The 26,315-nt window shown below is 42.7% G+C and carries 30 protein-coding genes; 8 read left to right on the top strand and 22 right to left on the bottom strand.

Translation table 11 applies throughout. The annotated features are described in order from the left end of the window. Position 1 precedes the first annotated feature (1 nt). The 6 genes from HY58_RS05300 to HY58_RS05275 form a co-directional block, all read right to left on the bottom strand. Entirely contained in the window at positions 2–955 is a 954-nt protein-coding gene (locus HY58_RS05300; protein ID WP_039128942.1) for a VOC family protein, read from the bottom strand. 29 nt (positions 956–984) lie between these two features. Further along, positions 985–1,917: a ring-cleaving dioxygenase gene (locus HY58_RS05295; RefSeq protein WP_039128940.1), complete on the bottom strand. Its 933-nt coding sequence runs from the start codon at positions 1,915–1,917 to the stop codon at positions 985–987. A 108-nt stretch (positions 1,918–2,025) separates the two neighbouring features. After that, positions 2,026–2,862, bottom strand: coding sequence for an AraC family transcriptional regulator (locus HY58_RS05290; protein ID WP_039128938.1), 837 nt, complete (start codon positions 2,860–2,862; stop codon positions 2,026–2,028). A 5-nt stretch (positions 2,863–2,867) separates the two neighbouring features. Beyond that, positions 2,868–3,407, bottom strand: coding sequence for a YceI family protein (locus HY58_RS05285; protein ID WP_039128936.1), 540 nt, complete (start codon positions 3,405–3,407; stop codon positions 2,868–2,870). 18 nt (positions 3,408–3,425) lie between these two features. Then, complete coding sequence (locus HY58_RS05280) at positions 3,426–4,088, bottom strand: (4Fe-4S)-binding protein (protein WP_039128933.1); 663 nt, start codon at positions 4,086–4,088, stop codon at positions 3,426–3,428. A gap of 53 nt (positions 4,089–4,141) precedes the next feature. Beyond that, entirely contained in the window at positions 4,142–4,816 is a 675-nt protein-coding gene (locus HY58_RS05275) for a carbonic anhydrase family protein (protein WP_039128932.1), read from the bottom strand. 121 nt (positions 4,817–4,937) lie between these two features. On the opposite strand from HY58_RS05275, the gene HY58_RS05270 reads away from it, so the two are divergent. Continuing rightward, entirely contained in the window at positions 4,938–5,615 is a 678-nt protein-coding gene (locus HY58_RS05270; protein ID WP_039128931.1) for a TetR/AcrR family transcriptional regulator, read from the top strand. A 3-nt stretch (positions 5,616–5,618) separates the two neighbouring features. Here the strand turns inward: HY58_RS05270 and uxaC are convergent, their stop codons facing one another. The 5 genes from uxaC to HY58_RS05240 form a co-directional block, all read right to left on the bottom strand. Further along, the gene (uxaC, locus tag HY58_RS05265) at positions 5,619–7,019 is read right to left on the bottom strand and encodes a glucuronate isomerase (protein WP_039128930.1); all 1,401 of its coding nucleotides are present in this window, start codon (positions 7,017–7,019) and stop codon (positions 5,619–5,621) included. Between the two features lie 12 nt (positions 7,020–7,031). Continuing rightward, positions 7,032–8,228 carry a mannonate dehydratase gene (uxuA, locus tag HY58_RS05260; protein WP_371197887.1) on the bottom strand — a complete coding sequence of 399 codons (1,197 nt, stop codon included), beginning with the start codon at positions 8,226–8,228 and terminating at the stop codon, positions 7,032–7,034. Positions 8,229–8,238: 10 nt separating this feature from the next. Continuing rightward, complete coding sequence (locus HY58_RS05255; protein ID WP_039128927.1) at positions 8,239–9,600, bottom strand: DUF1080 domain-containing protein; 1,362 nt, start codon at positions 9,598–9,600, stop codon at positions 8,239–8,241. 395 nt (positions 9,601–9,995) lie between these two features. Further along, entirely contained in the window at positions 9,996–10,907 is a 912-nt protein-coding gene (locus HY58_RS05245; protein ID WP_156123581.1) for an ImmA/IrrE family metallo-endopeptidase, read from the bottom strand. Between the two features lie 19 nt (positions 10,908–10,926). Continuing rightward, on the bottom strand, positions 10,927–11,259 hold the full coding sequence (locus HY58_RS05240; RefSeq protein WP_039128923.1) for a type II toxin-antitoxin system RelE/ParE family toxin: 333 nt from the start codon (positions 11,257–11,259) through the stop codon (positions 10,927–10,929). Between the two features lie 362 nt (positions 11,260–11,621). On the opposite strand from HY58_RS05240, the gene HY58_RS05235 reads away from it, so the two are divergent. Further along, positions 11,622–11,864 carry a hypothetical protein gene (locus HY58_RS05235; protein ID WP_039128921.1) on the top strand — a complete coding sequence of 81 codons (243 nt, stop codon included), beginning with the start codon at positions 11,622–11,624 and terminating at the stop codon, positions 11,862–11,864. A 115-nt stretch (positions 11,865–11,979) separates the two neighbouring features. After that, positions 11,980–12,300, top strand: a complete 321-nt coding sequence (locus HY58_RS05230) for a LytTR family DNA-binding domain-containing protein (RefSeq protein ID WP_072037580.1) — start codon at positions 11,980–11,982, stop codon at positions 12,298–12,300. 298 nt (positions 12,301–12,598) lie between these two features. Here HY58_RS05230 and HY58_RS05225 read toward each other — a convergent pair whose 3' ends face one another. Both HY58_RS05225 and HY58_RS05220 read right to left on the bottom strand, forming a co-directional pair. Next, the gene (locus tag HY58_RS05225; RefSeq protein ID WP_039128912.1) at positions 12,599–12,859 is read right to left on the bottom strand and encodes an integrase core domain-containing protein; all 261 of its coding nucleotides are present in this window, start codon (positions 12,857–12,859) and stop codon (positions 12,599–12,601) included. Next, positions 12,840–14,240: a vanadium-dependent haloperoxidase gene (locus tag HY58_RS05220; RefSeq protein WP_039128909.1), complete on the bottom strand. Its 1,401-nt coding sequence runs from the start codon at positions 14,238–14,240 to the stop codon at positions 12,840–12,842. Before HY58_RS05220 ends, HY58_RS05225 begins: the two co-directional genes overlap by 20 nt. A 359-nt stretch (positions 14,241–14,599) precedes the next feature. On the opposite strand from HY58_RS05220, the gene HY58_RS19735 reads away from it, so the two are divergent. The 3 genes from HY58_RS19735 (at position 14,600) to HY58_RS05205 (ending at position 17,631) form a co-directional block, all read left to right on the top strand. Beyond that, positions 14,600–15,712 (top strand): sensor histidine kinase, encoded by a 1,113-nt coding sequence (locus HY58_RS19735; protein ID WP_216593773.1) that lies wholly within the window; start codon positions 14,600–14,602, stop codon positions 15,710–15,712. Between the two features lie 439 nt (positions 15,713–16,151). Next, the gene (locus HY58_RS05210; RefSeq protein ID WP_052323902.1) at positions 16,152–16,904 is read left to right on the top strand and encodes a sensor histidine kinase; all 753 of its coding nucleotides are present in this window, start codon (positions 16,152–16,154) and stop codon (positions 16,902–16,904) included. After that, positions 16,897–17,631 carry a LytTR family DNA-binding domain-containing protein gene (locus HY58_RS05205; RefSeq protein ID WP_039128906.1) on the top strand — a complete coding sequence of 245 codons (735 nt, stop codon included), beginning with the start codon at positions 16,897–16,899 and terminating at the stop codon, positions 17,629–17,631. Before HY58_RS05210 ends, HY58_RS05205 begins: the two co-directional genes overlap by 8 nt. 114 nt (positions 17,632–17,745) lie before the next feature. On the opposite strand, the gene HY58_RS05200 is transcribed toward HY58_RS05205, so the two are convergent. After that, positions 17,746–18,342, bottom strand: coding sequence for a cupin domain-containing protein (locus tag HY58_RS05200; RefSeq protein WP_052323862.1), 597 nt, complete (start codon positions 18,340–18,342; stop codon positions 17,746–17,748). A 49-nt stretch (positions 18,343–18,391) separates the two neighbouring features. Beyond that, entirely contained in the window at positions 18,392–19,234 is an 843-nt protein-coding gene (locus HY58_RS19990) for a helix-turn-helix domain-containing protein (RefSeq protein ID WP_156123580.1), read from the bottom strand. A 314-nt stretch (positions 19,235–19,548) separates the two neighbouring features. On the opposite strand from HY58_RS19990, the gene HY58_RS05190 reads away from it, so the two are divergent. Further along, positions 19,549–19,734: a hypothetical protein gene (locus HY58_RS05190; protein WP_039128905.1), complete on the top strand. Its 186-nt coding sequence runs from the start codon at positions 19,549–19,551 to the stop codon at positions 19,732–19,734. A 74-nt stretch (positions 19,735–19,808) separates the two neighbouring features. Here the strand turns inward: HY58_RS05190 and HY58_RS05185 are convergent, their stop codons facing one another. Both HY58_RS05185 and HY58_RS05180 read right to left on the bottom strand, forming a co-directional pair. Continuing rightward, positions 19,809–20,663 (bottom strand): DUF5694 domain-containing protein, encoded by an 855-nt coding sequence (locus HY58_RS05185; protein WP_039128903.1) that lies wholly within the window; start codon positions 20,661–20,663, stop codon positions 19,809–19,811. Positions 20,664–20,756: 93 nt separating this feature from the next. Next, positions 20,757–21,593, bottom strand: coding sequence for an alpha/beta fold hydrolase (locus HY58_RS05180; RefSeq protein WP_039128900.1), 837 nt, complete (start codon positions 21,591–21,593; stop codon positions 20,757–20,759). Positions 21,594–22,188: 595 nt separating this feature from the next. On the opposite strand from HY58_RS05180, the gene HY58_RS05170 reads away from it, so the two are divergent. Then, the gene (locus tag HY58_RS05170; protein ID WP_039128897.1) at positions 22,189–22,785 is read left to right on the top strand and encodes a cupin domain-containing protein; all 597 of its coding nucleotides are present in this window, start codon (positions 22,189–22,191) and stop codon (positions 22,783–22,785) included. 21 nt (positions 22,786–22,806) lie between these two features. Here the strand turns inward: HY58_RS05170 and HY58_RS05165 are convergent, their stop codons facing one another. From HY58_RS05165 to HY58_RS05150, 5 genes are all read right to left on the bottom strand, one after another. Further along, positions 22,807–23,631, bottom strand: a complete 825-nt coding sequence (locus tag HY58_RS05165) for a helix-turn-helix domain-containing protein (protein WP_039128894.1) — start codon at positions 23,629–23,631, stop codon at positions 22,807–22,809. A 39-nt stretch (positions 23,632–23,670) separates the two neighbouring features. Next, entirely contained in the window at positions 23,671–24,531 is an 861-nt protein-coding gene (locus HY58_RS05160) for an alpha/beta hydrolase (protein WP_039128892.1), read from the bottom strand. Between the two features lie 239 nt (positions 24,532–24,770). Continuing rightward, on the bottom strand, positions 24,771–25,040 hold the full coding sequence (locus HY58_RS05155; protein ID WP_039128889.1) for a DUF3764 family protein: 270 nt from the start codon (positions 25,038–25,040) through the stop codon (positions 24,771–24,773). 251 nt (positions 25,041–25,291) lie between these two features. Beyond that, positions 25,292–25,453 (bottom strand): hypothetical protein, encoded by a 162-nt coding sequence (locus HY58_RS19410; RefSeq protein WP_156123579.1) that lies wholly within the window; start codon positions 25,451–25,453, stop codon positions 25,292–25,294. A 35-nt stretch (positions 25,454–25,488) separates the two neighbouring features. Further along, positions 25,489–26,277: a PhzF family phenazine biosynthesis protein gene (locus HY58_RS05150; protein ID WP_039128886.1), complete on the bottom strand. Its 789-nt coding sequence runs from the start codon at positions 26,275–26,277 to the stop codon at positions 25,489–25,491. Positions 26,278–26,315 lie beyond the last annotated feature (38 nt).

Raw genomic sequence — 26,315 nt, 5'->3', positions numbered from 1 at the left:
CTTATTTAAATTGATCGTAGTTAACCCTGATGGGTAATAATTTGTTTTCTAATTCTTCTCTTCTTGTTTCAAACTGTTCGGGTAGCTGCAGATGCTCGCCTAATGTTTCCAGCGATTCATCCACGCTAAAACCCGGACTTGCAGTAGCCACTTCAAACAACACTCCTCCCGGCTCACGGAAATATACCGAAGAGAAATATTTTCGGTCAAGCACAGGCGTTATATTCGATTTGAGGGGCATGATCCTGTTGCGGATGGCCTGCAGACTTGCAGCGTCTGGCGTTGCAAAGGCAAGATGGTGAACGGTGCCACTTCCTGCCAGTCCGCGTAAGCTATCAGGTGAGCAAATGATGTCAACATAATTGCCGGGCGAATTTGTTGCAGCAAACCGAAACCTGTTGCCGCTTTCCGCCACCAGCACATGATCCAGTTGCTGGGTTAGAATGCCGGCAGTCCGCTCATATCCCTCTTCCCATATCTCTACATTATACAATCCCCTTATTGCCATCTCTGCTGGAACAGGTCCAGAGCTATTTCCCTTTCGCTGATCCGAATCAGTGAATACCAATTCCAATCCCAGTCCATCATCATCTTCAAAATATATCACCAGCTCAGAACCAAATCGTTCACGAGGCGGCTTAAAAGCAATATCAAATCTTTTCAGTCTTTCCTGCCAGTAATCAAGTGCCTCCAGTGGAACAGAAAAACTGGTGGTAGTGAGCATGCCCTTACCATGCCGGCCATTTACCAATCCCTCATAAGGAAAGAATGTAAGGATGGATCCGGGATTGCCGGCATCATTACCATAATAGAAATGATACACTTCCGGCGCATCAAAATTCACCGTCTTCTTTACCAGTCTTAGTCCAAGTATGCCGGCATAGAAATCAATATTTCTTTGCGTGCTGCCGGCGATGGCGGTAACATGGTGTATTCCTGTGATCAGTGCGCTCATGTGCTTTAATCTGATGAACTGTCAATTATTTACAGAACAGGTAAAACCGCTTCTATCCTTGCCCTCGCAGGTTCGTATTGCTTAGGCAGTTTAAGGCTGCTTCCCAATGACTCCAATGGTTCATCCCTGGTAAAACCGGGATTATCAGTTGCCAGCTCAAACAACACACCACCGGGCTCGCGGAAATACAAAGAGTAGAAATAATCACGGTCTATCTTGGGCGTGATATTATATCCCTTCCTCGCGATCCTCTCGCGATAATCCATTAATATATTATCATCTTTTACCCTGAAAGCAACGTGGTGATTGGTTCCTGCAGCATTAACGCCCGGCCTGCCTTCACTGTCTTCTAGTATATCAACTATCGCAGCATTCTCCACCGTATTGGTTTTAAAACGATAACGGTTTCCTTCCTGCGCTTCTAAACTGTAGCCCAGTATATCTGTAAGGATGGCGGCAGTTGGATCCAGCTTCCTAACGGTGAGGGTTATGCTGTGAAAGCCTCTTGTGGCAACATCATTGCTCACCTCTCCTGTTACCCATGGTGCACGGTCATCTGTATGCGCCGGTACTATAAGGTCGAGATTCAATCCATCCGGATCGCGCAAAGAAAGAAATTGCTCACCAAATCTTTCCTTGACTTCCTCCTGGGCAATATTGAATTCCTTGAAACGACTTGCCCAGAAATCAAGGCTTCCACCCGGCACAGAATATCCTATATCTGTGGCCATGCCATTACCTGTTCTACCAGCGCCGATGCCTTCCCATGGGAAGAAGGTAAGAATGGTACCCGGACTACCCTGTTCATCTCCATAATAGAAATGGTAGGTACCCGGATCATCAAAATTCACTGTCTTTTTTACCATCCGCAATGCCAGTACCTTGGTGTAGAAATGGTGGTTCCTGCGGGCATTATCTGCTATCGCGGTAATATGATGTAGTCCTAAAATATTGTTTTCCATAATCTTGTTTTGTATACTGCAAATTTCGCCTGTTTTCCAGCGGTGGAGAATAGCGATATCAGGGATACTGATGTACAATTTACGGTTTTCTTTAGCGGCCGGGGCAGGTCAGAGCTGACGCTTATAATCGCTGAAGTTTTGTCCCGATGCTTTTTTGAAATACTTGCTGAAATGGGCTGCATCTTCAAAGCCCAGCTCATAGGCGATCTCCTTGAGTGAATGGTTCGAATAGCGCACCAGCCGCTTTGCCTCCAGGATGATCCTTTGCTGTATATGATAGCTGGCAGGATGCCCCGTGATCTTCTTCACCAGCTCATTCAGGTAATTGGGCGTTACCACCAGCTCCTTTGCATAATCACTCACCTGCCGCAGCCTGGTATAATGCTGGTCGATAAGGGTAAGGAAAGCCTTTACGGTTTCATAATTACGGGGTTGGTTATGCGCAGCCGGATTGCTTTCGAAATTCCGCGTGAGGTAGATCAGGAAGATCTGAAGAAACCCTCCCAGTATCTCTGAGCGCAGTAAATAATAGTTGCTGAATTCACGCATCATTTTTGCCACCGCTTCTTCCATATCGGCTTCAACTTCCTTATCCACTTTTATCACCTGTGCATAACCGTAAGGATAGAAGGATGGCAGGAAATCGGGAGTAAAGGAGATGACATAACCATCCACCTCGCCGTCAATGGTGAGCAGGTGTACGCTGCCGGGACTGATAAAATACACCGATCCATCTTCTATCGCTATTTTCTCGAGGTCGAGCAGGTGCTCCCCCTTCCCATGCCGAACCCAGATGATGGTAAAATAATTATGACGGTGGGGAATAGCATTCTGCTCCTTACGGTTCTGCTCTATCCATTCCATCGTATGGATCTCAAAAGGCACATTCACCTCGAGCCTGTTGAATTCCAGTGTGGGATGAATATTTTGTTTGGTTACCTGCATGGCCGTCAGCTTAGTTTCATAAGTTGAAGATCAGCCACTATGGTAACCTCATCCGATAACAGGATCCCCTCCTGGTCAAAATATTTATTCCAGCTGATGTCAAAATCTTTTCGGTTAAGCGTGGTGTTTAGGGTAAAGCCAGCTTTCCGATTGCCATAAGGATCATTCACCGTTCCCAGGAAACCTGCATCAAAGCGGATCAGTTTAGTAACACCCTTGATGGTAAGATCGCCGGTAACTGCCAGTCGCCTCTCCACGGATTTTACTTCGGTGGATTGAAATCGGATGGTGGGAAAACTTGCCGTATCAAAAAAATCAGCCGAGCGAAGATGCTCATCGCGGGATTCATTCTGCGTAGTGAGCGAGTTGGTATATATCAGCAGCGAGATGCTGCAGGCATCGAAATTATCATAACCTGTAACCACGGTTCCCTCCATTTCATTGAACCAGCCGGTTACTGCTGTGAGCAATAAATATTTTGATTCAAACCTTATTTTACTATGAACCGGATCTATCACCCAGCTGCCATTGTTGGAGGTTTCCATGAACGCAATTTTGGGGGACTAATTATTATCCGGTTTTGAATCTTCGGGGCTATTGTATTTAAAATCAAGTGCACCGGAGGGGCATCTCCTCACCTGCTCCTCAATCCGCTCTGGCGCTGCTCCATCCGGATCGATCCATTTCTTCAGGTTGGGCTTGAACACCATGGGAAGCTGTGTCCAGCAACGTGTTGAATGCTGGCAGAACTTGGGTCGCCATACCACGGTAATATTTTCGTTGGCATAGTTGATGGTAACGGTATCGCCCTCTTTATAGATAAAGGTCCTCACCTTAACCTGGTTCATGAGTAGTTTGGAAACCGGGCAGAGATCAGCGATCTGCTGCAGCCTGGTTTTTACCTCTTCGTCAACCGGACTGGTAAACAGAATATCCCTGTCGATAATGGTTTCCAGTTGCCCGTCTTTTGTGCTCTGGTAGAGATTGGTATTAACGGCGATGCTGGGAATATCAAGTCCCTTGCGTTCAATATACATCCGCAGGGTTATCAGCGTGCAGGAAGCCAGCGAGGAAAGTAAAAGCGTGAAGGGATCCGGACCACTGTCTGTGCCGCCATTGGAAAGGGGTTCATCAGAAATGAATTGCCCGTTTCGCCATTCAATGGTGCACTGGTACTTTTCGGTACCAATGCTACCATGAACCGGCTTTTCAAGTTTATATTTCATGCGGGATTATCTTCCCCAAATTTATCCAATTAACGCATGCCCCGCTCACTTTACTATAAATTGAAAGCACCCGCAGGCTCCTTACGAACAGCCTCAAAATTGGTCTCCGGGTAAAAACTTACCACACCGGTACTGATATCATGCGTTCCGCCAATAATGCCAAGCTCTCCGTTTTCAATCATTTCGCGTAGGATCGGGCTTTGTTCAATGATGGCCTGCACCGTGCGCTTTACATTGAGGGTGGCAACTTTTTCAACGAATTCGGCATTCCCTGAATTGCGGTTGTCCCTCACTGTTGTTTCTGCTTCCACTGCCGGCTCTATCTTGGAAAGCAAGGTAGTGAGATTGCCCATCTCCACATGGTCGCAGGCACCTTTGATGGCACCACACTTGGTATGACCAAGCACCACGATGATCTTTGCACCCGCCACCTTGCAGCCGAACTCCATGGAGCCAAGAATGTCTTCATTGATGATATTACCAGCAATCCTAACGCTGAAGATATCCCCCAACCCCTGGTCGAAGATCAACTCAGCAGAGGTGCGGCTATCGATGCAGCTCAGTATCACCGCGAAAGGATGCTGACCGTCAGAGGTTTCATTGGCCTGCTGCAAGAGGTTGCGGTTCACTTTCAGGTTATTCACAAACCGCTTATTACCTTCTTTTAGCAGATCCAATGCCATGGCGGGTGTGATGGCAGCCTGCATTTCTTTTGTAAGCGTTTTCATTCTTGCTTTTTTTGATGGGCAACAAAAATAACCAAATCATTTAAAATAGTAGTATTACTATCATAAATAATTGTAAATATATATTCCCTAGTTTTGCTGGATAGCTTTTACCTGTCTCATCATGAAAATAGAATTGCAGATAAGTATGAATGAGGCCCTCTATCTCCGCAATCCCGAGAGTTCTGAGCTGGGCCGCAACATCCTCTCCCACAGCGTGGAGCTGATTCATAAGATCGGCTTTGAAGCATTCACCTTTAAGAAACTGGCAGAAGTAATCGGCACAACGGAAGCCGGCATCTACCGCTATTTCGAGAACAAACATAAACTGCTTGTTTACCTCACGGCATGGTACTGGGGATGGCTTGAATTCCAGATAAGATTTCAAACCAATAATATCAAGGACCCTACAGTACGACTAAAAAAAGTGATCGACCTGCTTGCATCGGCCGTGGAAGATGATGAACGCACCAGCCATATCAATGAAGCACTGCTGCACCAGATCATCATTTCAGAGGGCTCCAAAGCATACCTCACCAAGCAGGTGAGTGAAGACAATAAGCAACAGTTCTTCAAACCTTATAAGGATGTATGCGAGGTGATTGGAAATATAATTTCTGAATGCTCTCCGGGCTATATATACCCGAAGTCACTGGCATCCACCATTATTGAGATGGCGCATTTCCAGAATTTCTTTATGAACAATCTGCCCTCCCTAACTGATTTCGGAAAAACAAAACAGGTAACGGAGATCATTTCATTTCTGAATCACCTGGTGTTTGCAAGCATTAAGAAGTTATAGATTCTATACAGAAAAATAATCCCGCGCATTGCTGAAGGCGATCTTCCTTACAATCGATCCCATCCACTGCTCATCATCCGGCAGCGTTCCCTGCTCCATTTCCTGGCCTATCAGATTGCAGAGTATCCTTCTGAAATAATCATGTCTTGAATAAGAGAGGAAGCTCCTGCTATCGGTGGTCATGCCAATAAATGTACAGAGCACACCCAGATTGGAAAGCGTATTCAATTGCTTCTCGATCCCATCTTTCTGGTCAAGAAACCACCATGCCGATCCGTACTGGATCTTCCCTGCCACCGAGCCATCATTGAAATTGCCAGCCATGGCAGCAAACACTTCATTAAGTGACGGATTCAGGTTATAGAGTATGGTCCTGCACAATTTATCTTCACTATCCAGCGCATCGAGGAAACGTGCCAGTTGCATTGCCTGCGCATCATCCCCAATGGAATCAACGCCACTATCCGCCCCCAGCCTGTTGCGCAGCCTGCTGTTCAGGTTGCGTATGGCGCCAAGATGGAACTGCTGCACCCATCCTTTGGCATGATAAAATTTACAGAGATGCAGCAGCACATAACCGGCAAATGCATCTGCATCGGGCATCTGGAAATCGGCTCTATTGAGAAATGTCGAAAAGTCTTTTTCAACTGCGCTTAGGGATGCTGGTAAGGTTGGCATCTGTACCAGTCCATGATCGGAAATTCTACAGCCATGCTGGTGGAAATGTTCCACCCGCTCCTGCAACGCACTCAGTAAGCTTTCCATATTGGTGATGGGGATGCCACTCGCCAATTCCAATCGCTGCTTATAGGCAAGAAAACTTTCTTTGTCGGCGATATTCAACACGGGGTCGGGACGAAAAGATGGCCGCACCACAAAAGAGTTGCCCTGCCCCGCCAGTTGCTGGTGGTATTGAAGGGCATCGCAGGGATCATCGGTTGTACCCACCAGCACTACCCTGTTATGCTCCAGCAGTCCCTTCACGGAGAAGCCTGGTTCTTCCAGCAGCGCATTGCAATGCGCATATATTTCAGGAGCCGTATCGCTGTTTAGAAATTTATCTACGCCGAAAGGATTCTTCAGCTCCATCTGCGTCCAGTGAAACAATGGATTCCTAACGGTATTGGGTACCGCAGCAGCCCAGGCAAGGAATTTTTCTTCATTGCTGGCAGCACCGGTTATCAGTTCTTCGCGCACACCAAGGGCACGCATCGCCCTCCACTTGTAGTGATCCCCCTTCAGCCAGATCTCCGAGAGGTCGGTGAAATGTTTATTGCTCGCAATTTCCTGTGGCGGCAGATGGCAGTGATAATCAACGATGGGAAGTCCCGCTGCATAATCGTGGTATAGTCTTTCGGCCTGCTTGTTCTGCAGGAGGAAATTCTTATTGATCATTCCTTTCATCTTGCTTTTATTTTATTTCTCCTCCAGCCCTCTCCGGGTGCCCATTTCAAGTCCGCGTAATTCTGCCAGTCCCCGCAGCCTGCCGATAGCAGAATAACCCGGATTGGTTTTCTTCTTCAGGTCATCCAGCATCTGGTGACCATGGTCGGGCCGCATGGGGATGGATTGCTTGCGGCGTTTCAACAGCAGCACGATCTCTTTCATCACGGCATACATATCGGCATCACCATCGAGGTGATTGTCTTCATAAAAATCGCCCCACTCATTGCGGCGTGTATTGCGAAGATGGAAGAAGTGGATGCGCTTTCCAAATTCCTTCACCATGGCCGGCAGCTCATTGTCTTCCCGCACGCCATAGGAGCCGGTGCAAAAACAGAGTCCGTTGCTCAACGAGGGAACAGCTTTCACAAGCGCCCTGATATCTGCTGCCGTACTCACCACGCGCGGCAATCCCAGTATCGGATAAGGCGGGTCATCGGGATGGATGGCCATTCGCACCCCGGCCGCCACGGCAGCGGGAATGACCTTCTGTAAAAAATAAACCAGGTTGGCACGAAGCGCATTTGCATCAATGCCTTTATATGGCTCCAGCGCCTCCCTGAACTGCTGAAGCGTGAATGACTCTTCACTGCCGGGGAGACCGGCAATGATATTACGCTGCAGGATCTGTTTCTCTTCTGCGGTCATCTTCTTCCACCGATCTTCAGCACGCCGAATAGTGGCGGGACTGTATTCTTCGGTTGCCCCTGGACGTTGCAGCATAAAACAATCGAAGGCAACAAATGCGGCTTTCTCAAAACGAAGTGCCTTGCTCCCATCCTCAACAGTATAAGCGAGGTCGGTGCGGGTCCAGTCGAGCACCGGCATAAAATTATAAGTAACGATATTGATCCCCGCTTCCCCAAGGTTTTGGATAGAGCGGATATAATTAGAGATATATTTTTCACAGCTCCCGCTCCGCGTTTTGATCTGCTCATGCACGGGAACGCTCTCCACCACCGACCATTGGAGTCCCGCCGCTTCGATCTCTTTTTTCCTTTTCCTTATCTCTGCCTTAGTCCATACTTCGCCATTGGGAATATGGTGCAGGGCGGTGACTACGCCGCTGCAGCCAGCCTGTTTGATATCTGAAAGGCTCACGGGGTCAGCGGGACCGAACCATCGCATGGTCTGCTCCAGCGCATATACGGGCTTGTTAGATGTCTTCAAAGCGATGCATTTACAGTTGACGGATCTTGATACTCCTGAAGTCCACCGCGTTGCCATGATCCTGCAGCAGTATCCTCCCCTTTTCTGCCATCCCGAAATTAGGCCAAACGGCATATTTGCTCCTTGCCACCAGGGCCTGGTAGATGGGTGTACCGCGCTGGTATTCCACCACCTTATAGCCATTCAGGAAATGCTCCACCCGGTTATCGGGATGAACACGGATCATACCTCGGTTCCATTCGCCGGGCTTCTTGATTGCCTGTCCGGGTTTGAGGGAAGGTATCAGGTCATAGAGGGAGGCGATGGTTCGGTTACCCACCACGCCTTCTTTGGCATCGGGATGCTTTGCATCATCGAGGATCTGGTATTCGAGGCCGATGGCCGATCCTGAATTCTGTTCCTGCTCGGTCACGAAATATTTCACGCCGCTATTAGCACCTTCGGTGAACCGGAAATCAAACTGCAGTTCAAAGGCGCCGAACATTTCTTCGCTAACAATATCACCACCATTTGTGGATTCACCCCCACCGGCAGGCATTACACGAAGCATGCCCTCTTCTATCTTCCAGCCCTTTTCAGGGAAAGCTTTTTTGTAGGCGCCGCGCCAGCCATCCGTATTGATGCCATTCCAGAGCAGCTTAACACCGTTTTTCTTTTCTGCATCGGTGAGTGCATTGGGAACAAGGTTCACCACGAAGATGCCGTTTTCGGGAGATGGCTTTAGGTTGCTGGTCTGGATCCGGATATTACGCCAGCGGATCTGTCTGCCGGCCTCTTCGGGTTTGCCGATGCTGTGAACCTGCAGGGCGATGAAGCCGGTGGTTTTAAGATCATCCACGAGGTGGGCGGCAGGGATGCCATTCACCCAGGTGCGGACAGTATTACCGATACATTCAATGCGGTAGCGATTCCACTCATTATTGCGGAAGGCCTTTTTAGCCGGCTCATTGTATTCATGGGTATAGAGCCAGAGGCGTCGTCCTTCATCATAGATACCACCGCTCCAGGCGCGGGGCGAAGGATCTATCTCCATCTGGTAGCCATGCACGCGACCGTTCTGGTATTCGGCCTTGCTCTCACTGCGGAACTGTATGCCCGAGTTCATGCGCGGGTCAACCTTGAATTCCAGCTCCAGGATAAAGTCATCATAGTTCTTATCGGTGGCGAGGAATGAATTAGGTTCATCCACCACGGTGGTGCCCACGATCTCTCCTTTCTCCACAATATATTTAGCCTTGCCGCCTAGTTGTTTCCAGCCGCTGAGGTCTTTGCCGTTGAAGAGTTTGGTCCAGCTTTCTTTGGTGTTGCTGGTTTGAGCTACAGCCCCCACGGTGATGGATAGGGCTATGGCAAGTAGAATCGATTTGATCATGACAATAGAAGTTTTGCGATGGGTAGCTTATCTTTCAATGAAACTAACCAAAAAAACGGAATCATTCTACAACCCCCTGCCAGAATGAAACCCAGAATCTTAATTGCAATCGCTCAAAGGATTTTAGAAAAAAATATTTCGTTGTTTCAACACAACCAAACACAAGGGCCAAGGAAAAGGATTAGTGTGAAAACTCATTATAAAATATCAGCAATTAATTAAACAAATCAATTTTTTTTCTTACCCCATAGCACCTATATGAAAGGGAATAAGTTTTAAATGTTGCAACCTGTCAATAATAACACGCGCTGGAGTTCTAAATTTTTCCGCAAACGCATAAATTGTTTCTTGCGTTAGTGGCGCTGCATCAATAATTTGTTGCAATTCATTTTCAGTCAACAATATTTAGCTGCAAAGGAATTGGCTTCTTCTTCTTTCACCTGGTCTATTTCTGTTCCTTCCACATTCTCTAAAAAAATATCTTTCTTTCCGTGCAAAATGATGTGTGCCGCTTCATGGAAAAAGGTAAACCAAAATTGTTCATTGGTTCTGAATCTGCATGATAATTGAATAATGGGTTTGTTGTGAAACCAACGTGTTGCTCCATTTATGGGTGCTTTGGGTAGGTTTTGGGTAAACACAACTGCTACACCACATTTAGCACAGATGATTTGAAGTTGTTGGGTAAAATCATCAGGCATTAAAAAAGCCAGTTCTTTAATTTCTGACAAAGCTTCCTTGAATTTCTTTTTATCAAACTTTGCAATTTCAATTTCTTTGGCTTGTAATTCGCCTTTGCGTAACCATGCAGAAATTGCATGTGGAGATTGTGTATGAGCCAAAGAAATCCTAAACGCAACCGAAACTTCTTCGTCAATGTAAATGCGTTCCCATTCATCAGGGCTTGCCACACAAAAGAATTTGAGCAGACTGATTACCAAAACATGTTTATCTCTTGTATCCGGTAACCAACCAAATTTCCTCATGTCATTTACAGGAAATGCACGCAACCAATCGTTTTCTCTTTCAAGTTCTTCCTTTTGGTGCAATTCGTAAAGTTCTTTACGGTAAGTCATTTCTCTGTTCAACCAAAAACTTGCTGGAATACCCAATACCTTTTCAAGTTGAAAAGCCGTTGGTGTAGAAATTGGCTCTCGTCCTTTTATTACATCATTGATTTTTTCTTTTGGTCTGCCCATTCTTTCGGCAAGTTCGGCTTGACTCATGCCTATAAAATCAATATGCTCTTGAATAGTGTCGCCAGGAGGGGAGAGTAATGATTTTGCTATTTCAAGTTTCGTTGACATTTTTTTTATTCTGTCTGCCTTAATGGTAGTCTTCAATTTGATTAATCTGAATTTTGGTGACTTCGTCCCAGTTTAAACCGCCATCTTTTTTTCTAGGTATCGGATCATGGAAAGGCTCAAAAATCATTCTGTAGTTTCCCGAAACATCCACCGCTAATTCACCTTTGCGGTCGCCTGTTAATTCGTGGCATTTTGAGGCTACTACGGTTCTCATAATACCTAAATTGTCTGCATCATTTAAGTCTTTAAGCCTTTGATTTACTTTTCGAGCCAACTGACCAAAGGATTTTGCCATCTCTCTTGGGTCGGATAATTGCTTTTCAAGTTTTTTGCTTTTATAGCTTATTTCCACAGCAAATATAAATATTATTACCGTAATGGGTTAACATAAATAATACTCTAATCTTAGAAATAGCGAGAGCCTATTCTGATAAGAGCATAAATTCATGTTTGGGTTTTCATTGATATGCTAACCACCACAAAACCAAATTTAGGGAGCCAAAACCTTATTCAGGGAGCGTTAAAACACCCCATTTTCTCCTTACTACAATCTCTACCCTCCCATTTTCACCTCACCCTAAATACCTCCTGCGCCAGTTTTGATACCTCCTGCGCACTAATTTCTACCTCCCTCGAATTTCATTTGGAATCCTTGCTGCTGCTGGTTATTGTTGTTTCAGTCAACCAGCAATCAATTATTCTAAATTATTTTTTATGAAAAAGCAGTTCATCATCATCACAGAAAAGGATTTCAATTTCAAAGCGTCTCATGATGCAATCATCTTTATCCGCAAGTCCGGCGATCGCTGTAAGATCGTTACCAAAAAGGGGAAATATTCTGCCAGGTGTTACCTGTTGAAACAGAACCAGCATAAACCGCTTAACCCTCTTGTGAGACGCGAAAGTTATAGTAACCCCACCCTGAACCTGAATTGCTTTTTTCTCCTTCCTGCCTGATAACCGGTCCCCCACCAACCTTTCCTAACCCACCCTGGACAGCCACATGACCGAGCGAGAGATGTGGCCCCGCAAAGTCTTCCAGTAAAGGTGATGGTTAGGTTGGAAAGTGGTCATGAACCCTCAACCCATACTATTACCCAATGGTCGCACCCTCGACCGGGTACCACTATCAAACATTGTAAACATTGAAGTAATGGACAAGCTCTGCAAGGTGGTTACCACCAAGCAGGAATACCAGATTTCAGCATCGCTGAATTCATTCGTGAAGCTCTTATCGGAACCTGATTTTTTACAGATCCACCGCAATTATGTTGTGGCCTTGAATCATGTCAATTCTATTGGTGATTCAGTGATTGTTGTGCTGGGCAAGAAGCTGCCAGTGTCAAGGAATAACAGGATGAAGTTGTTTAGTTTTTTTAGGTTGTATAGGTAATGGATTTAGAGCTTTAATACCTGATACTCGTTTCTACTTCTATGTGTATACTACAAATCAAACCGTTACTCTAAGATGAAATCCATCTTAAAAACCGATTCTTACTTTCTGGTTGAATTATTATGACATCTTTAATAATAAGATTATTTGATTTAGATAAACTAATTATACCATTTTCAATCTGAATGTTGTTTATGAATGCATAGTCCACTCTGGTAATACAGGATAAATCTTGCTGTTGTACAATTATCTCAATTCCCTCTGGATTTGTATACTTAGGGTTGAAGGCTCCCCATTTTTAGTACGCTTTAAAAGTATAATTTTTCTTGGTTCTACAGGCCTGCTTTCCGCTACGGCTATGCTTTCGCTCCAAGCAGGCCTGTAAACGGTTTGTTTTTTTCCGGTATACCATGGGTGCTAACTCATTCAGCGAATCGTGTGGTCGATTGTTATTGTAATCATCAACCCACACTTCAGATTTTTCTCTTACCTGGTTCAGTCTATCAAATGAATAGGTCTCCAACACATAAATGACCCGCTTACTCTTCTCTGAAGGCATGTGTAAACACATAGTTTGCAATCTGTCTTCCCATCTCTTCACCATCCATTACTGATTTTCTAAAATCCCACCCGTTATAGATCATGCTGAGTGAATTATCCCTTGCCGCTTGTGAAAAACTGGTGAAATGAAACGAAGGTTTGGGTACCGCTACAGCTGGATTTGTTGTTGTAGTAGTGATGTCAATTGAAGTTTCGTCGGAGCCAAAGAATAATCTTAAAATCTCGGCTGCTGTAGCCCCGTTGGCTGCATATGCGTTTGGATGACCCGGGAATGGGGGCGTAACAAAAAGCGGTGTTTCAGAAAGAAAAGGTAACCATCCAATATCCCCGGCTGTGTTATCATTACCATCAGTTGCAGCAAACCGTATTGCCGTTTCAGGTCTCCATGAATAATAATGATAACCGGCATTGAGTTGAGAAGTGATGCTTTCAGCCATAGATACATGAATGAGTGCAAAAAGCCTTGCTGTTTTCCAGGCATCGAGCTTTTTATTTTCAATTGCTTTTCTTGCAAAAATATTCCAGAGATAGGTAGGCCTGTTTTCGCTCCAGAATTGTCCGATCTTTTCTTCCGCTGGCGTACGTGTACTTTCCACCCTGGCACCCTTAGCTTTCACTTCATTAAAATCAGCTGCATATTCATTTGAATTAACTGCATATGGTCCAGCCGGTCTGAATTGCTGATTACTTTCCAAAACCCACGGCTTAATTACAGTGCCCCAATTAGGCACAATTCTAAAAGCAACCAATGTTTGAGTAGGCTCCCAATTCACTGCTGTAAGAGTTGATCTGTATTCACCGGGATAAATACCATTCGGAGGATTAACAGAATTGATAATAAGTTGAGCAAACCCATCATTCGAGCGATTAGCAATTATAGCATCTGCAGATCGTTTACCTAATGCTATACCTGATTCTTTACTTTCTCCATCAGGAATAGTTGCCAGGCTTTCACTGTACCATTGATCAAGAGGAGGATTTCCTACAAGTATAGTCCGCTTCAAGATCCAATATGCAGCACTTGCCACAGCTGCATCGGGATTGGCATGCTGTTCTCTTTCATGAAGTGCATAACGCTCATATTTAGGTTTAATATTGTTCAACGCATCATGCACTGCCACCTGTATCCTTGCAAAAACACGGGTGCGTGCCGGCTGCGAAAAACCAGGGTTAAGTACCTTGGCAGCTTTTTCGTTCCAGTACATCACCATGTCATTCTCTGCAAAACCGGGATCATCGGGTGTGTGTGATGAGATAGAAGTACTCCGGTCGTTTGATGATTCAGTGATGCCTGAAACATCTTTCTTACATGAATAATTGGAAAGCGCAATGATGGAAAGTAGCATTGCAGTCAGCAACGGAATTTTTGCCGTCTTCATAATAAATAGTTTTATGGTTAAAGAATCTTAATGATTACTACATAAAACTAAATACCGCTTAAGGAACATTTTTGCAATTGCGACCCATCAGGGTTCTTAACTGACATACAGTAAATAAGAATAGACAAAATGAGTTTAGAGCAGAAAATAGATATAATAACCTATGGAGCTTTTGCTTAGATGATAATCATTAAAATTATGTCGCAGATAAAATCATCTTGTCGTTATCAATATCCAGCGTATCACATTTATTATCTTTTCCTGGATATAAAGGGTAGTTTTAAGTGTACGACTTTAAGATGCTCAACCAAAACTTTATATTTTCCGAAAAAAGAAGCGATCGTATTAAGCGTCACCTCTTGTTTTGGATTATCCTGGCGGTATATTTTGCCCTTTTACAGGCCGCTAATCCAACACTTAAACCATCCTCTTCTTATATCAGTAACCTGCCCGCAACTTTTATACGCAGCTTTGTCATGCAGATTCCCCAGGCTTTTTCAGCCTATTCTATTCTGTACCTTATTGTGCCATGGTATTTCAAAAAAAGGCATTTATTGCCAGTTGTGTTATCACTAATTGTTATTTGGGTTGTATGCGCATTCATCAATGTCCAATTGTCAGTTAACATGTTACCTGCAATATCTGGTTGGATATTGCCAGAAAAACTTTACAGGTATGTAGTTGCGCCACCCCAAACAAGCTGGATTATTAGTGTATTCTCAGTTACCAAAGGTGTGCTTTTCGGGGCAGGGTTTTTATTTATGCTTCGATATGTTAAACAATGGTATATGAAAGAGCAACGTAGTATGGAATTGCAAAAAGAAAATGCAGAGTCGCAATTAAAACTACTGACCGCGCAGGTACATCCCCATTTTTTATTCAATACACTCAACAATATTTATTCGCAAACGCAAACCGACTCACCAAAAGGTTCTAAAATGATCATGGAGCTTTCGGATATGCTTAGGTACATTTTAGCAGAAGGTGGAAAGGCATTGGTGCCATTGAATAAAGAATTGGATATGATACAAGACTATATCAATCTGGAGAAAATCAGGTATGGTAATAAGCTTGATCTTCATTTATCTATACCAACTGATGCCAACCACTTGTATATAGCACCGCTCTTGTTATTACCTTTTATAGAAAATTGTTTTAAACATGGCGCAAGCAGGTTCCTTCATTCGCCATGGATCAATCTGAAAATTGAGATCTCTGGCCGGCATCTTACCATGAAACTAATGAATGGAAAAGAATCCAATCAACCAAATTCGCAAGATAGGTCCGGCACAGGCATTAACAACGTACAACAAAGATTGAAACTTTTGTATCCCGGTAAACATGATTTGCAGATCAGCGATGAAACTGAAGTATATGTGGTAAACCTTCGTCTTGAACTTACAGAAGAAATAAAGTTTGTAAGCCCAAATTCTGAAACAATGACACCACTAATACATGTTGATTACAGCTGAAGCAGTCCTGGTTTTTTTAAAATAATTGAATATGTTTATTCAACAGTTTTTGTTTTCTGATAATAAAAGCGACCGGATTCGCAGACATATACTGTTCTGGATACTGTGGGGCGTGTATTTTATCAGCTCTCACATAGCTTCCCCGTTTCTCGGCCCGAAAGATTCACATTTCAATAATATTACTTACACATCTACTGAAGGTTTTTTAATTTTTGTGTGCCTGATTCCCATTTGTTATGTCAGTTTGCATTTCATCCTGCCCATCTACACAAAGCAAAAGAAATTATTCAAAGCTACTTTTTGGTTGGTATTGTGTTGGTTTGCATATTATTATTTGTATACGTGGGTACAGAAGAATATTTTTCCGGCTGTATTAGAAGATATTGTACCTAAAAAGTATTTACCCGAAGTCAGAAGGCCGGCAAAAGTGCAGCAGTTTATGGGTTTGCTTACTATATTTCTCGGAGGCGTTGCCACTACGTCTTTTGTTGCCGGGTTTAGATACATCAAACAATGGTATCTGAAAGAGCAAAAGAATATCCAATTGCAAAAAGAAAATGCTGAATCTCAATTGCAATTATTAACTGCGCAGGTACACCCGCATTTTTTATTTAATACACTCAACAATATTTATTCGCAAACACAAACAGAATCGCCCAAAGGTTCCAAAATGATCATGGAGCTTTCAGATATGTTGCGATATATTTTAACGGAAGGAAGTAAAGCACTTGTTCCTTTGCAAAAAGAGCTGGTGATGATACAGGATTATATAAATCTTGAAAAAATCAGGTATGGTAACAAGCTCGATCTTCATTTGTCTATACCGCCTAATTCAGGGCATTTGCAAATAGCACCGCTTATGTTATTACCCTTTATTGAAAATTGTTTCAAGCACGGCGCAAGCAAATTCTTAAATGCACCCTGGATAAATTTAAAAATAGAGATCAACGGCAAGGCGTTACACATGAAACTCATCAATGGAAAGACTTCTGAACATCTTGCTTCGCAGCAACGTCCCGGCACCGGCATTGGCAATGTAAAGAAGAGATTGGAGTTGCAATACCCGGGTAAGTATGCGTTGCAGATCAATGATGACCAGGAAGTATTTATTGTTAATTTAAAAATGGAACTGACAACTGACACATCCATGTCAGCCAATTCGAACTCAGAAACACATCTTTCTTATGCATAACTTAAATAAATCAACTATTCAATGCCTTATTGTGGATGATGAGCCACTGGCAAGAGATGTCATCCGTCTCTACATTGAAAAAGTGCCGGTGCTGCATCTTGCAGGAGAATGTGGTAACGCAATTGATGCTATGATGTTTCTACACAATGAAAAAGTGGACCTTATTTTCCTCGACATACTAATGCCACATCTTACCGGCACCGACTTTGTAAAATCATTGCGCAATATTCCCAAAGTGATTTTCACCACAGCCTATAAAGAATATGCACTGGAGGGGTTTGAATTGAATGTGGTGGATTATTTATTAAAGCCCATTCGCTTCGATCGTTTTTTACGGGCAGTAAGCAAAGCATTCTCGCAAAAAAATGAAGAATTAGCAAATAATATTCCTGTGGTTTTGCCGCCAGAGAAAAAGAGCAATTCGGGATTTATTTATATGAAAGTTGAGCGAAAAATGATAAAAGTAATGTTCGATGATATCATCTATATCGAAAGTGCCAGGGATTACCTTAAAGTGATAACACAAACAAATACGATCATCACCCGGCAAACACTTTCTTCATTTGAAGCGATGCTGTCTGATAATGAATTCATTCGTATTCACCGATCATATATTGTATCCCTGAAAAAAATAAATTCCTTTACACATGATACTGTAGATGTTGGAGTCAGGGAACTGCCCCTTGGAAAATTCTATTTGAACAGTTTTTTAAAACTGCAGCACTGATAGTTACCGCCTGTTATGCATAGAGCGGGTAATTTGTCGGCCATACTGAAAAAAAATGCCAACTGATTGTTTATTAACCGGCATTTTGACAATGTTATCATGGGCGATAGTCTTTCAGTCTTTAGTTAGCGGAGGGCCAACAATTTTCATGTTGTGTTCTATCATCAACCGACCTGCAATTTCGGGTGTCATCTGTTCCACCTTAGCATACGCCCTAAAGAAATCCTCCAGCTTAGCTGCCGGCTGGGCAATGATGAGAAAGCTTGCTGGTGTTTCGCTAATAATTGTAAAACAATGCGGTACATTGCGGGGAATGAACATGCTATCACCCACTTTCAACAAAAAAATTTCGTCGCCAACTTTGAATTTCACTTCCCCCTTCGTCACGTAAAACATTTCATCAAAATCAGGATGGATGTGTAACGGAGGTCCGGTTGACTTTGGGTTATTGGAAGAGGTCATAACAACAAGGTCACCTTCTGTGTCTTTGGACAATACTTTAAAGTCAATAGAGACGACACCATCCAGCTTTACAGTTTCATGAAGCCGGTTGTCCCCGTCCGCTACTTTGATACCTGTCTTAGGCCTTTCCGAAGCAAAGGTTGCTGATTTATTGAGACTAAACATAGACAGGGTCATTAAACTTGTTTTGATAAAAGCTCCTCGTTTCATATTTTGAGAAGTTGAAGTTTTAAAAAGTAATCCTTCCATAAAGCTCACAACAATCTATGAAACGCAGGTGGTAAATAATCCGCAACTTTCAATCGTATTTATATTCTGGATTTAGTAATAAAAACTGTTCAGGAGCAGCTGCATTTTCCTGAATCAATTCATTTGGTTTGCAGTTAGAAAAGGATTTGAAGTCCTTTACCATATGTTGGTAATCATTGTAGCCATTTTCCCAAGCCACATCCAGCCACGATAAAGTTGGGTCACGCTGTTTTTGGTGGTAGGCTTTATAAAACCTGCAAATTCGGGCATAAAACTTTGGAGATACACCAATTTGTTGTAAAAAGCGCCGCTCCAATTGACTTACACTCAGGCAGGCTTCTTTTGCAATTTTATCCAACACGAAAGCCTGCGGATTCTCCCAAAGCATCTGACCTATTTTATCAATTGGGTGTATAGTCACTTTCAACTGCCGAATTTTCTTCCATAAAAAGTCTTCAATCAGCAGCAACATTTCCTGGAACGAAGAAGTATTTGCCAACCGGTCATTGAGCTGCCTTATTTCCCCACCAAAAACCAATTCTGCATCTTCATTCTTTTGCAAAAAATCACTCATGGGTATTGTAAGAAATTTAAACAACGCACCAGGCTGGAAGCGAACGCTGATAGCGAGATAGTCTTTCGGAAGATGCAGGTTCTGCCGGCTGATGGGCAGTCCGAAAAATACTGTTTTCGCTCTTTGTTCAGATATCCCTGTTATCGGATTGCTGGCTACAACAACACCTTTTACGTAAAATATTATTCCCTGCTTTGGACAGGCTGGATAAGGTTTAATTGGAGTTGTTTCATTGCTGTTAAGGTCAAAATGAATGAGCAAATAATCTTTGATATACCCCTGAAGATGGGCACTTGGACTGCAACACTTGTAAATCATAACAGCATATTTAAGATTTCGCCCAACTGTTGTATATCTGAATATACTCAAAGAGATACTTTATTCATAATTATTCGTGTACTTTAATTAATATCATTCTCCATTAAAAATGGTCAACTCCTATTATTATGACCTTATCCTTGCCATTTCAAAATTCCAGCTTAATTCCTCTCTAATTTATGCTGGTATTGAGTTTGGGCTTATGTTTCGATTATGTTTCGACCACCTCTGCCAAACCTATGTCAATTTCTGACACCCCCCTGTCCTTCCAGGCGCTTCAATGCACACTAGCTTTGTATTCTAAACAAAAGGATATGAGAAGCAGTGAAACCTTGATGGAAAAGAATATTGCCATCGTGATGGCCGCCTTATCTGGATATACCGCGCTGACGGAAACGCATGGATCAGCAACGGCAGCCAATCTGATCGATCAGTTTATCCAGATCGTGGAAAGATGCCTGGTGGGCGATACCCGGATTCATACCACGCTAACCCTGTGAGTAAAGTCAATTACAAAGTATACTGAAGAACTGGCAATTCGAGGTTTCTGTAAATATGTGTAGGTATTGATAGATTATTTTTTGTTTAGAATATCACTTAACTCCACAACTTTGAAATTTTCGTCGAGGTCGATAAAATGCTTGAATAAAGCTGCATGACCGGCTCCAAGCAGGATGACAATTTTATCATCATTCCTCTCTGTGAGCTTCTGGACAAATGAATACATTAACAGGTTACGTTTGTACCAATTTGCTACTAAACCAGCACCGGTAAAATCGTTTGCCATGCCAGCAGCGTTAAACATTGTTATATACGATCCGAGGTCATAATTTCTATTTGCCTGTTTATTATATTCCAACAACAACTGTGTCAAAGAATATTTTCTTTTATTTTCATTGTCTGTATCTTCAAATTCCTTTATGCGCTTAAAAATATTGTCCCTTAGTTCAGTCTGTTCTGCCCTGTCCATTGAAATCAGCAAACTGTCAAAAGGAAATTCAGTGTGCGTATCTATCGCATACACTTTTTTATTACCACTCAATTTCGCTGCCCTGAATGCTAATTGAAAAATTTCATTTTCCTTATAAAAGGTCTTCTTAGGGTATTTGTTTTCTACATAGTCGAAGTATTTGTTCTCGAGATATAATGCATATAAACTATCCAACGCGTTGGAGTCATTATAATCCCATTCCACAAATATTTTATCGGGTGCGAATGCTTTAATTCTTTGAGCGATAATGTCTAATTCCTTTTGAGTTTTCTCAGTCAGAACATCAAACTTATCCGTTTGGGCTATATCCGCACCTGGATTATTGAAATGAAATGTTCCTATGAGTAAAACTTCCTTTTCCTTATTTGATTGTTGTGCTAATGCCTCCTTTGAAGAGTTTAAAAAAAATAGGATTAAGAGCAGGTTTAATTTTCTCATGTACTTTTTTTGAGATTAGACGCAGTTGGATCAAATAAGTTACAAGGGATATAATACTCAAAAATTGAAAATATATTCTATTAGGCTGTAGGTTCACTGTTTATCCCAGTCTCCATTAAAGAACTCCATCGTTCTTTTAATAAAGTCTTTTTCATTATCCTTGTCAATATAAGGGGGAAAAGGAAAGTGTCCACCATTTGGAACGATCCATAAAAATGCGCCTGGGATATTCTCAAACATCCCCCATGCATTGGATATTGGGGCAAGTTTATCATTATCACCATGTATAATTAAGGTTTTCGCTCGAATGGTTGATAACATATCTGGGGTATAGCTTGGATCACCATATAATTGACTGAAATAAAGAAATTGTTTTTGGAGTAACTCAGCTTTTTCTTTCCCATGCCGAGCAAGTGATGCTGAATCAGGAGTCTTTCTCCAATTGGCCACTATTACTCTTTGTTCCTTTGGATAATAAATATGCCCTCCAAGCACAATCAGTCGTTTAACCAACTCGGGTTTGAGAATAGCAAGTTGTAATGATATAGATCCACCTGAACTTGCTCCCATTAAATAGACAGAATCTAATTTCAAATACTCGATCAGTCCGATAATATATTTCGTGGCTGTTTTATGCAGATAGTAACTGGTGGTATCCATATAACCAGAACGGCCATGCCCCGGGAGATCAACAGCAATGACTCTGTATTTTTGAGATAATTCAGGAAGGTATTTTTTCCACAGTGAAGCAGTAGAAAAGAAATGGTGCAATAATATCACGGGCACCCCCTTCCCCGATTCCTCGTAATAAACTTTCAAACCATCAATGGTGGCGAATTTCCCATTGGATGATACTGCCTCCTGTGCTCTTCCATTAGTTGTAAATAAGAAGACACTTATTAATAAGATCTGTGTGAATTTCTTATACATGGGAAAGATACTTTTCACATTTTTACCCAGTATTAATTAATCCTTTTTTAACTGACTAAAGGTATGATTTATTAACTTAAATATAAAAGACTCAATCCTCCGCTTCTGTTTCAAATGGTGCCTCATATGCATTTCGGAATATTCCAACCATTCATAACAATTAAAAAAACCGAGTCCCGGATGTTCGGATTTTCCGAAATGTTGGGTGCTCTGCATTCTTATCCAGATCGCATTTGCGGCGTGCTTTAATTTCTCCATGCCTGTTCTCAGTTCCTCTATACTATTGGGCTGTTTTACCTTTTCTGCTGAAACAGGATTACCCTGGATCCTTTGATCTGGAAATGAACCGTTGGAGAAAAGAGTTTTTGCTGCTTCGGACATTGCCATATTCCTGTTTATTTCATCAGTCAGTGAGTTTTCGATCTGACAAATAAACCAGCCCGTGCATACTTTCTCCGCACCGTTAGTAAAACTGCCAGTGGAAGATACATTGTTTATTCAAAATGTCTTTTTTATACCACCAACCCTTTCAGATTAAGAAGTAGGTTTGTTTTGATAACTGTTGCCGGCAATTACCTAATAAAATTTGAACGCCATGAACAGAAAACAGTTTGTAAAACTTGCCTGCCTCGGTACAGCGGCAGCCGGGGCCAGTGGAATTACAGGTTGCGCCAATAGAACAATTGCCAATAAAGCATCCGCTACAGGAACAGCAGTCAGATCTGATAAGGCGGTGTTTGTTCCCAGCGGTAAAAATCGCTTCGGGGAGCAACTTATGATCTGGGGTGTTATCCCCCTGCAAATCAAAATTTCGGGTAAGGATACGGATGGTTCTCTTTTTGTATTTGAACATGTCGGGATGAGCAAAGGCGGGCCGGCTAAACATTTCCATTACCAACAGGATGAATGGTTTTATGCTTTGGAGGGTGAATTTGCCTTTGAAGTTGGAAACGAAAAATTTATCCTCAAACCTGGTGATTCACTCTTTGCACCCCGCATGATCCCACATGTATGGGCTTATATTGGCGAAAATCCCGGCACCTTATTATTGGCTGTTCAGCCAGCCGGATCACTGGAAGAGTTTTTCATGAAAAGCTGTAAGATGACATCCCCGCCATCCCCACAGGAAGCAGAATCACTTTTTGCTGCTCATGGGATGAAGGTAGTTGGTCCGCCGCTTTCAGTGAGCTAAACTGACAGGGCTTCACCAAAATCATTCAAGGTTCAGGATTCTCTCCGGGGATTTATTATCCTGGTTGATCCATAAATTGGGGTTAACACCGGCAAATTCCTTGAAGTCTTTCACCATGTGCTGATAATCCGTGTAATTGAATAACAGTGCAATGCTTAGCCAATCGTCATCAGGATGGGCTTCTTTATATTGATAACTTTTATAAAAGCGAACCAACCGGCTGTATAGTTTGGGACCAACGCCCATTCTTTCAGTAAACTTTCGGTTAAATTGCCTTGGACATAAACATGCCTGACTGGCGAGCCAGTCCAAAGAAAACCGGGACGGGTTTGTATAGAGGCAGGTTGCTATCTTATCAAGAGGATGCAAATCTGCTTTTACTTTTCTCAACTTATTTTTCAGGTAATCTTCCACCACAGCAATCATTTCAGCATAGTTGAGGCAATGGGCAAGTCGATCATTCACCGCTACTATTTCACTGTTAAATACAGATCTTGCATCGAACCAGCAATCACTAAATTCAATCAGTGGAATTTGTAACAGGCGATAGAGTGCCCCAGGTTGAAAGTGCACTCTCAGCATCAGGTACTCCTGGCTCAGGTAAAAATTATATCTCGACACCTGCTGCCCGCATATGGAAACTGAAGGCGCAACCTCGGTTATCCCCTTTAGGGGATCATTAATGGTTAAGTTACCTTTTGGCAAAAAAGTGATGGTTTGCTCAGGCTTGGGAGAATAAGGTTTGAATGGTATGGCCTGCCCTTTCTCAAATCTGAAATGAGCAATCAGGTAATCCCTGACGAATTCCTGTAAGAATGGACTGGGTGCTATGTATTGATATATCATAGCCTGGTTGATTGAGCGAATTTATTAATTATCATTCTTTCATTCTGCAAACATTACCCGAAATGCATTTAAAACCGCCTGGTGCATTATGGTAGCGTGGTTCTCCTCTGGCAGGTAATCAAATGCCAGTTTAATATTCTTTACTTTAATTGATTGTATCTTCTCGGCTAATAAATTGGCATCCACTTCCATAACCCTTGGTATAACGGTTGGGGTAAGTCCCTCTTTTCCCACCCCAATATAAACAGCGCTAACCTTATTGGAGCTTTCCTTTAATTTTTCCAGATCATTGCTTAACAAAGAGCCATTATCCCACCATAAACTCGGACTGATAATAATGTACTTATTAAATAGGGTTGGCTTCTTAAACAGGATCTCTGTTGCCAGCAGTCCGCCCAGTGATTGGCCGATAATTGTCCTGGAGCTATTGGTTTTGTATTTCTTCTCAATAAATGGTTGTAGTTCCGTTTCTATAAAATCAATGAATGATTCGGAATGCCCGGATGTCGGATTCTTCTTTTTATCGTCCGCAATGTTGGATGGAAATGTATAGTCTCTCCTCCTGTCCACCGTTGCAATGCCTACTACAATTGATTTGGGCACCCGATTGATCCACTCAAATGAATTGTATTGTACAAGTCCCACAATATGGATAAAATCCTCATCGGCAGAACCATCCAGCAAATAAATGACCGGATAGTGTATTGTATCAGATGAGTTGTAACCTTCCGGCAGGTATATATTCAATATTCTTTTTTGTGACAACCTGTTCGAGTATATTTCTTCAATTGATCCAAGTACAAAGGGTTTGGAATTACCCGTTTCACTAGGCTTCTTCGATTGTCCAAAAGATAATAGGGTAATGTAGGTGAGTATAATAATAGAGATGAGTTTTTTCATAGGTTGGTGTTAATGGTTTTGTACAAGGTCAATAAAAGCATTTGTAAAACTGTTCAGGCATTTATGGGTCTCGTTGTCGGTGAGATTACCCTGCTCTTCAAATTTCCCCTTTATTCCCACTACTTTTCTAAATGCTTCCGGAATTTCTTAACCAAGCCCGCTTTGCCAATATTGCAGTTGGTTAATAAAACAAAGTTCTTTTTCATAGTAAAAAGGTTTGATGCCATCAATTCCTGCTATCAAACTTTGTTAAGCAGGGTCACACGGGGTTCACCTATAACCCCTGCCCTCCTGATCGCTTCCTGCCTTTCCGGATCACTCATCAACTCATCATAAAGTTCAATATTGGGAGCTTCAAACATAATAGTAACATCATTAGGATTCTTAGCTGATGTGTAGATGCCCAGCAGCCTGGCTCCCGCTTCCTGTACTTTTGGCTGATCTGCATCAAAAATCTTCTTCCATTCCCCGAAGTCGCTGACTTCATGTTGAATAAGTGCAGTGATCATTATATTTGGTTTCTGAATTTAATCCCTACTCTTAAGGCTTTTCGGGATCCTCCAGTGATCAGAGGTGCGTATTAGAGGTTATAATTTACGAAATTTTCAGGGAATCTACTTTTGGTGAATTATCGCTGATGTTGGGTCATACCGGCCATAACCTTTTCCATAATTTTTACTTTTCCTTAGCTTGGAAGCGTTCTTAACGCATACACCAGCAATTTCGTCAAACTCCCTTGCAATATAGTTGTGCTTCGCCCTCATGCTTTTAAAATGGGAATGACCACCTGTGATCCGCTTTCTACCAGACCGGGTGCTGCGGCCAATACATCTACCCCATGGTGTTGCGTCAGGTCGACTAATAATTTCCTGTCACCTGAAAGTTTTGACAATGGCTTTGCTAACGAACTTGTATAGCTCATCTTCTGAGATGTGTATCATACCTTTCATTACCGGGCTAGTCTATATAGATCTCACCTTTCAAAAACAATTTTCCCTTGCCGCTTATTTCAACCCTATTATTTAGGTACTTGCAATGCAGATAGCCTTTTCGTGCAGATAACTGGATCGCGGATAAGTCCTGCCTGCCAAGTTGCCCAGCCCAGTAAGGTACCAATGTAGTATGCGCTGAGCCGGTTACCGGATCTTCGTCTATGCCAGACTGTGGTCCAAAGAACCGGGATACAAAATCAACCTCCTCTCCTTTTGCGGTAACAATTACGCCACGGGCCGGGAGTTTGGAGATCTTGTCAAGGTGCGGAATTAGATTCTTTATTTCATCCTCACGCTCAAAAACAAGCATATAGTCTGTCTTGCCTTTAAAGGCTAAAGCTGGCTCTGTATTAAAGCATTCAGCTAACTCTGCAGTTAGTTCTACTGCTTCTAATTTATCGGTAGGAAAGTTCAGGGTCAACAGGTCTCCATTCCTGGTTACTGTCAGTTCACCACTCCTATGCGAATAAAACCGAATGGTATTCCCGGTAAAGTTTTCGTGGTTGAATAAAACATAAGCCGATGCTAAGGTTGCGTGGCCGCAGAGATCAACCTCTACCGTTGGCGTGAACCAGCGGATCTGGTACTGATCTCCATCTCTCACATAATAGGCAGTCTCAGCCAGGTTGTTTTCCATCGCGATTTTTTGAAGGAGATCATCACTCATCCATTGATCAAGGGGACAAACGGCTGCAGGGTTTCCGGTAAACACCTTCTCTGCGAAGGCATCTACCTGATATATTTTCTGTGTCATTATCCTTTTTTCCGTTTACTCTGTTCCAATTAAGATGG

Source organism: Flavihumibacter sp. ZG627 (genome assembly GCF_000814325.1).
Lineage (GTDB): Bacteria > Bacteroidota > Bacteroidia > Chitinophagales > Chitinophagaceae > Flavihumibacter.
Note: the sequence above shows the minus strand (reverse complement) of the source record. Positions and strands in the feature narration are given on the sequence as shown.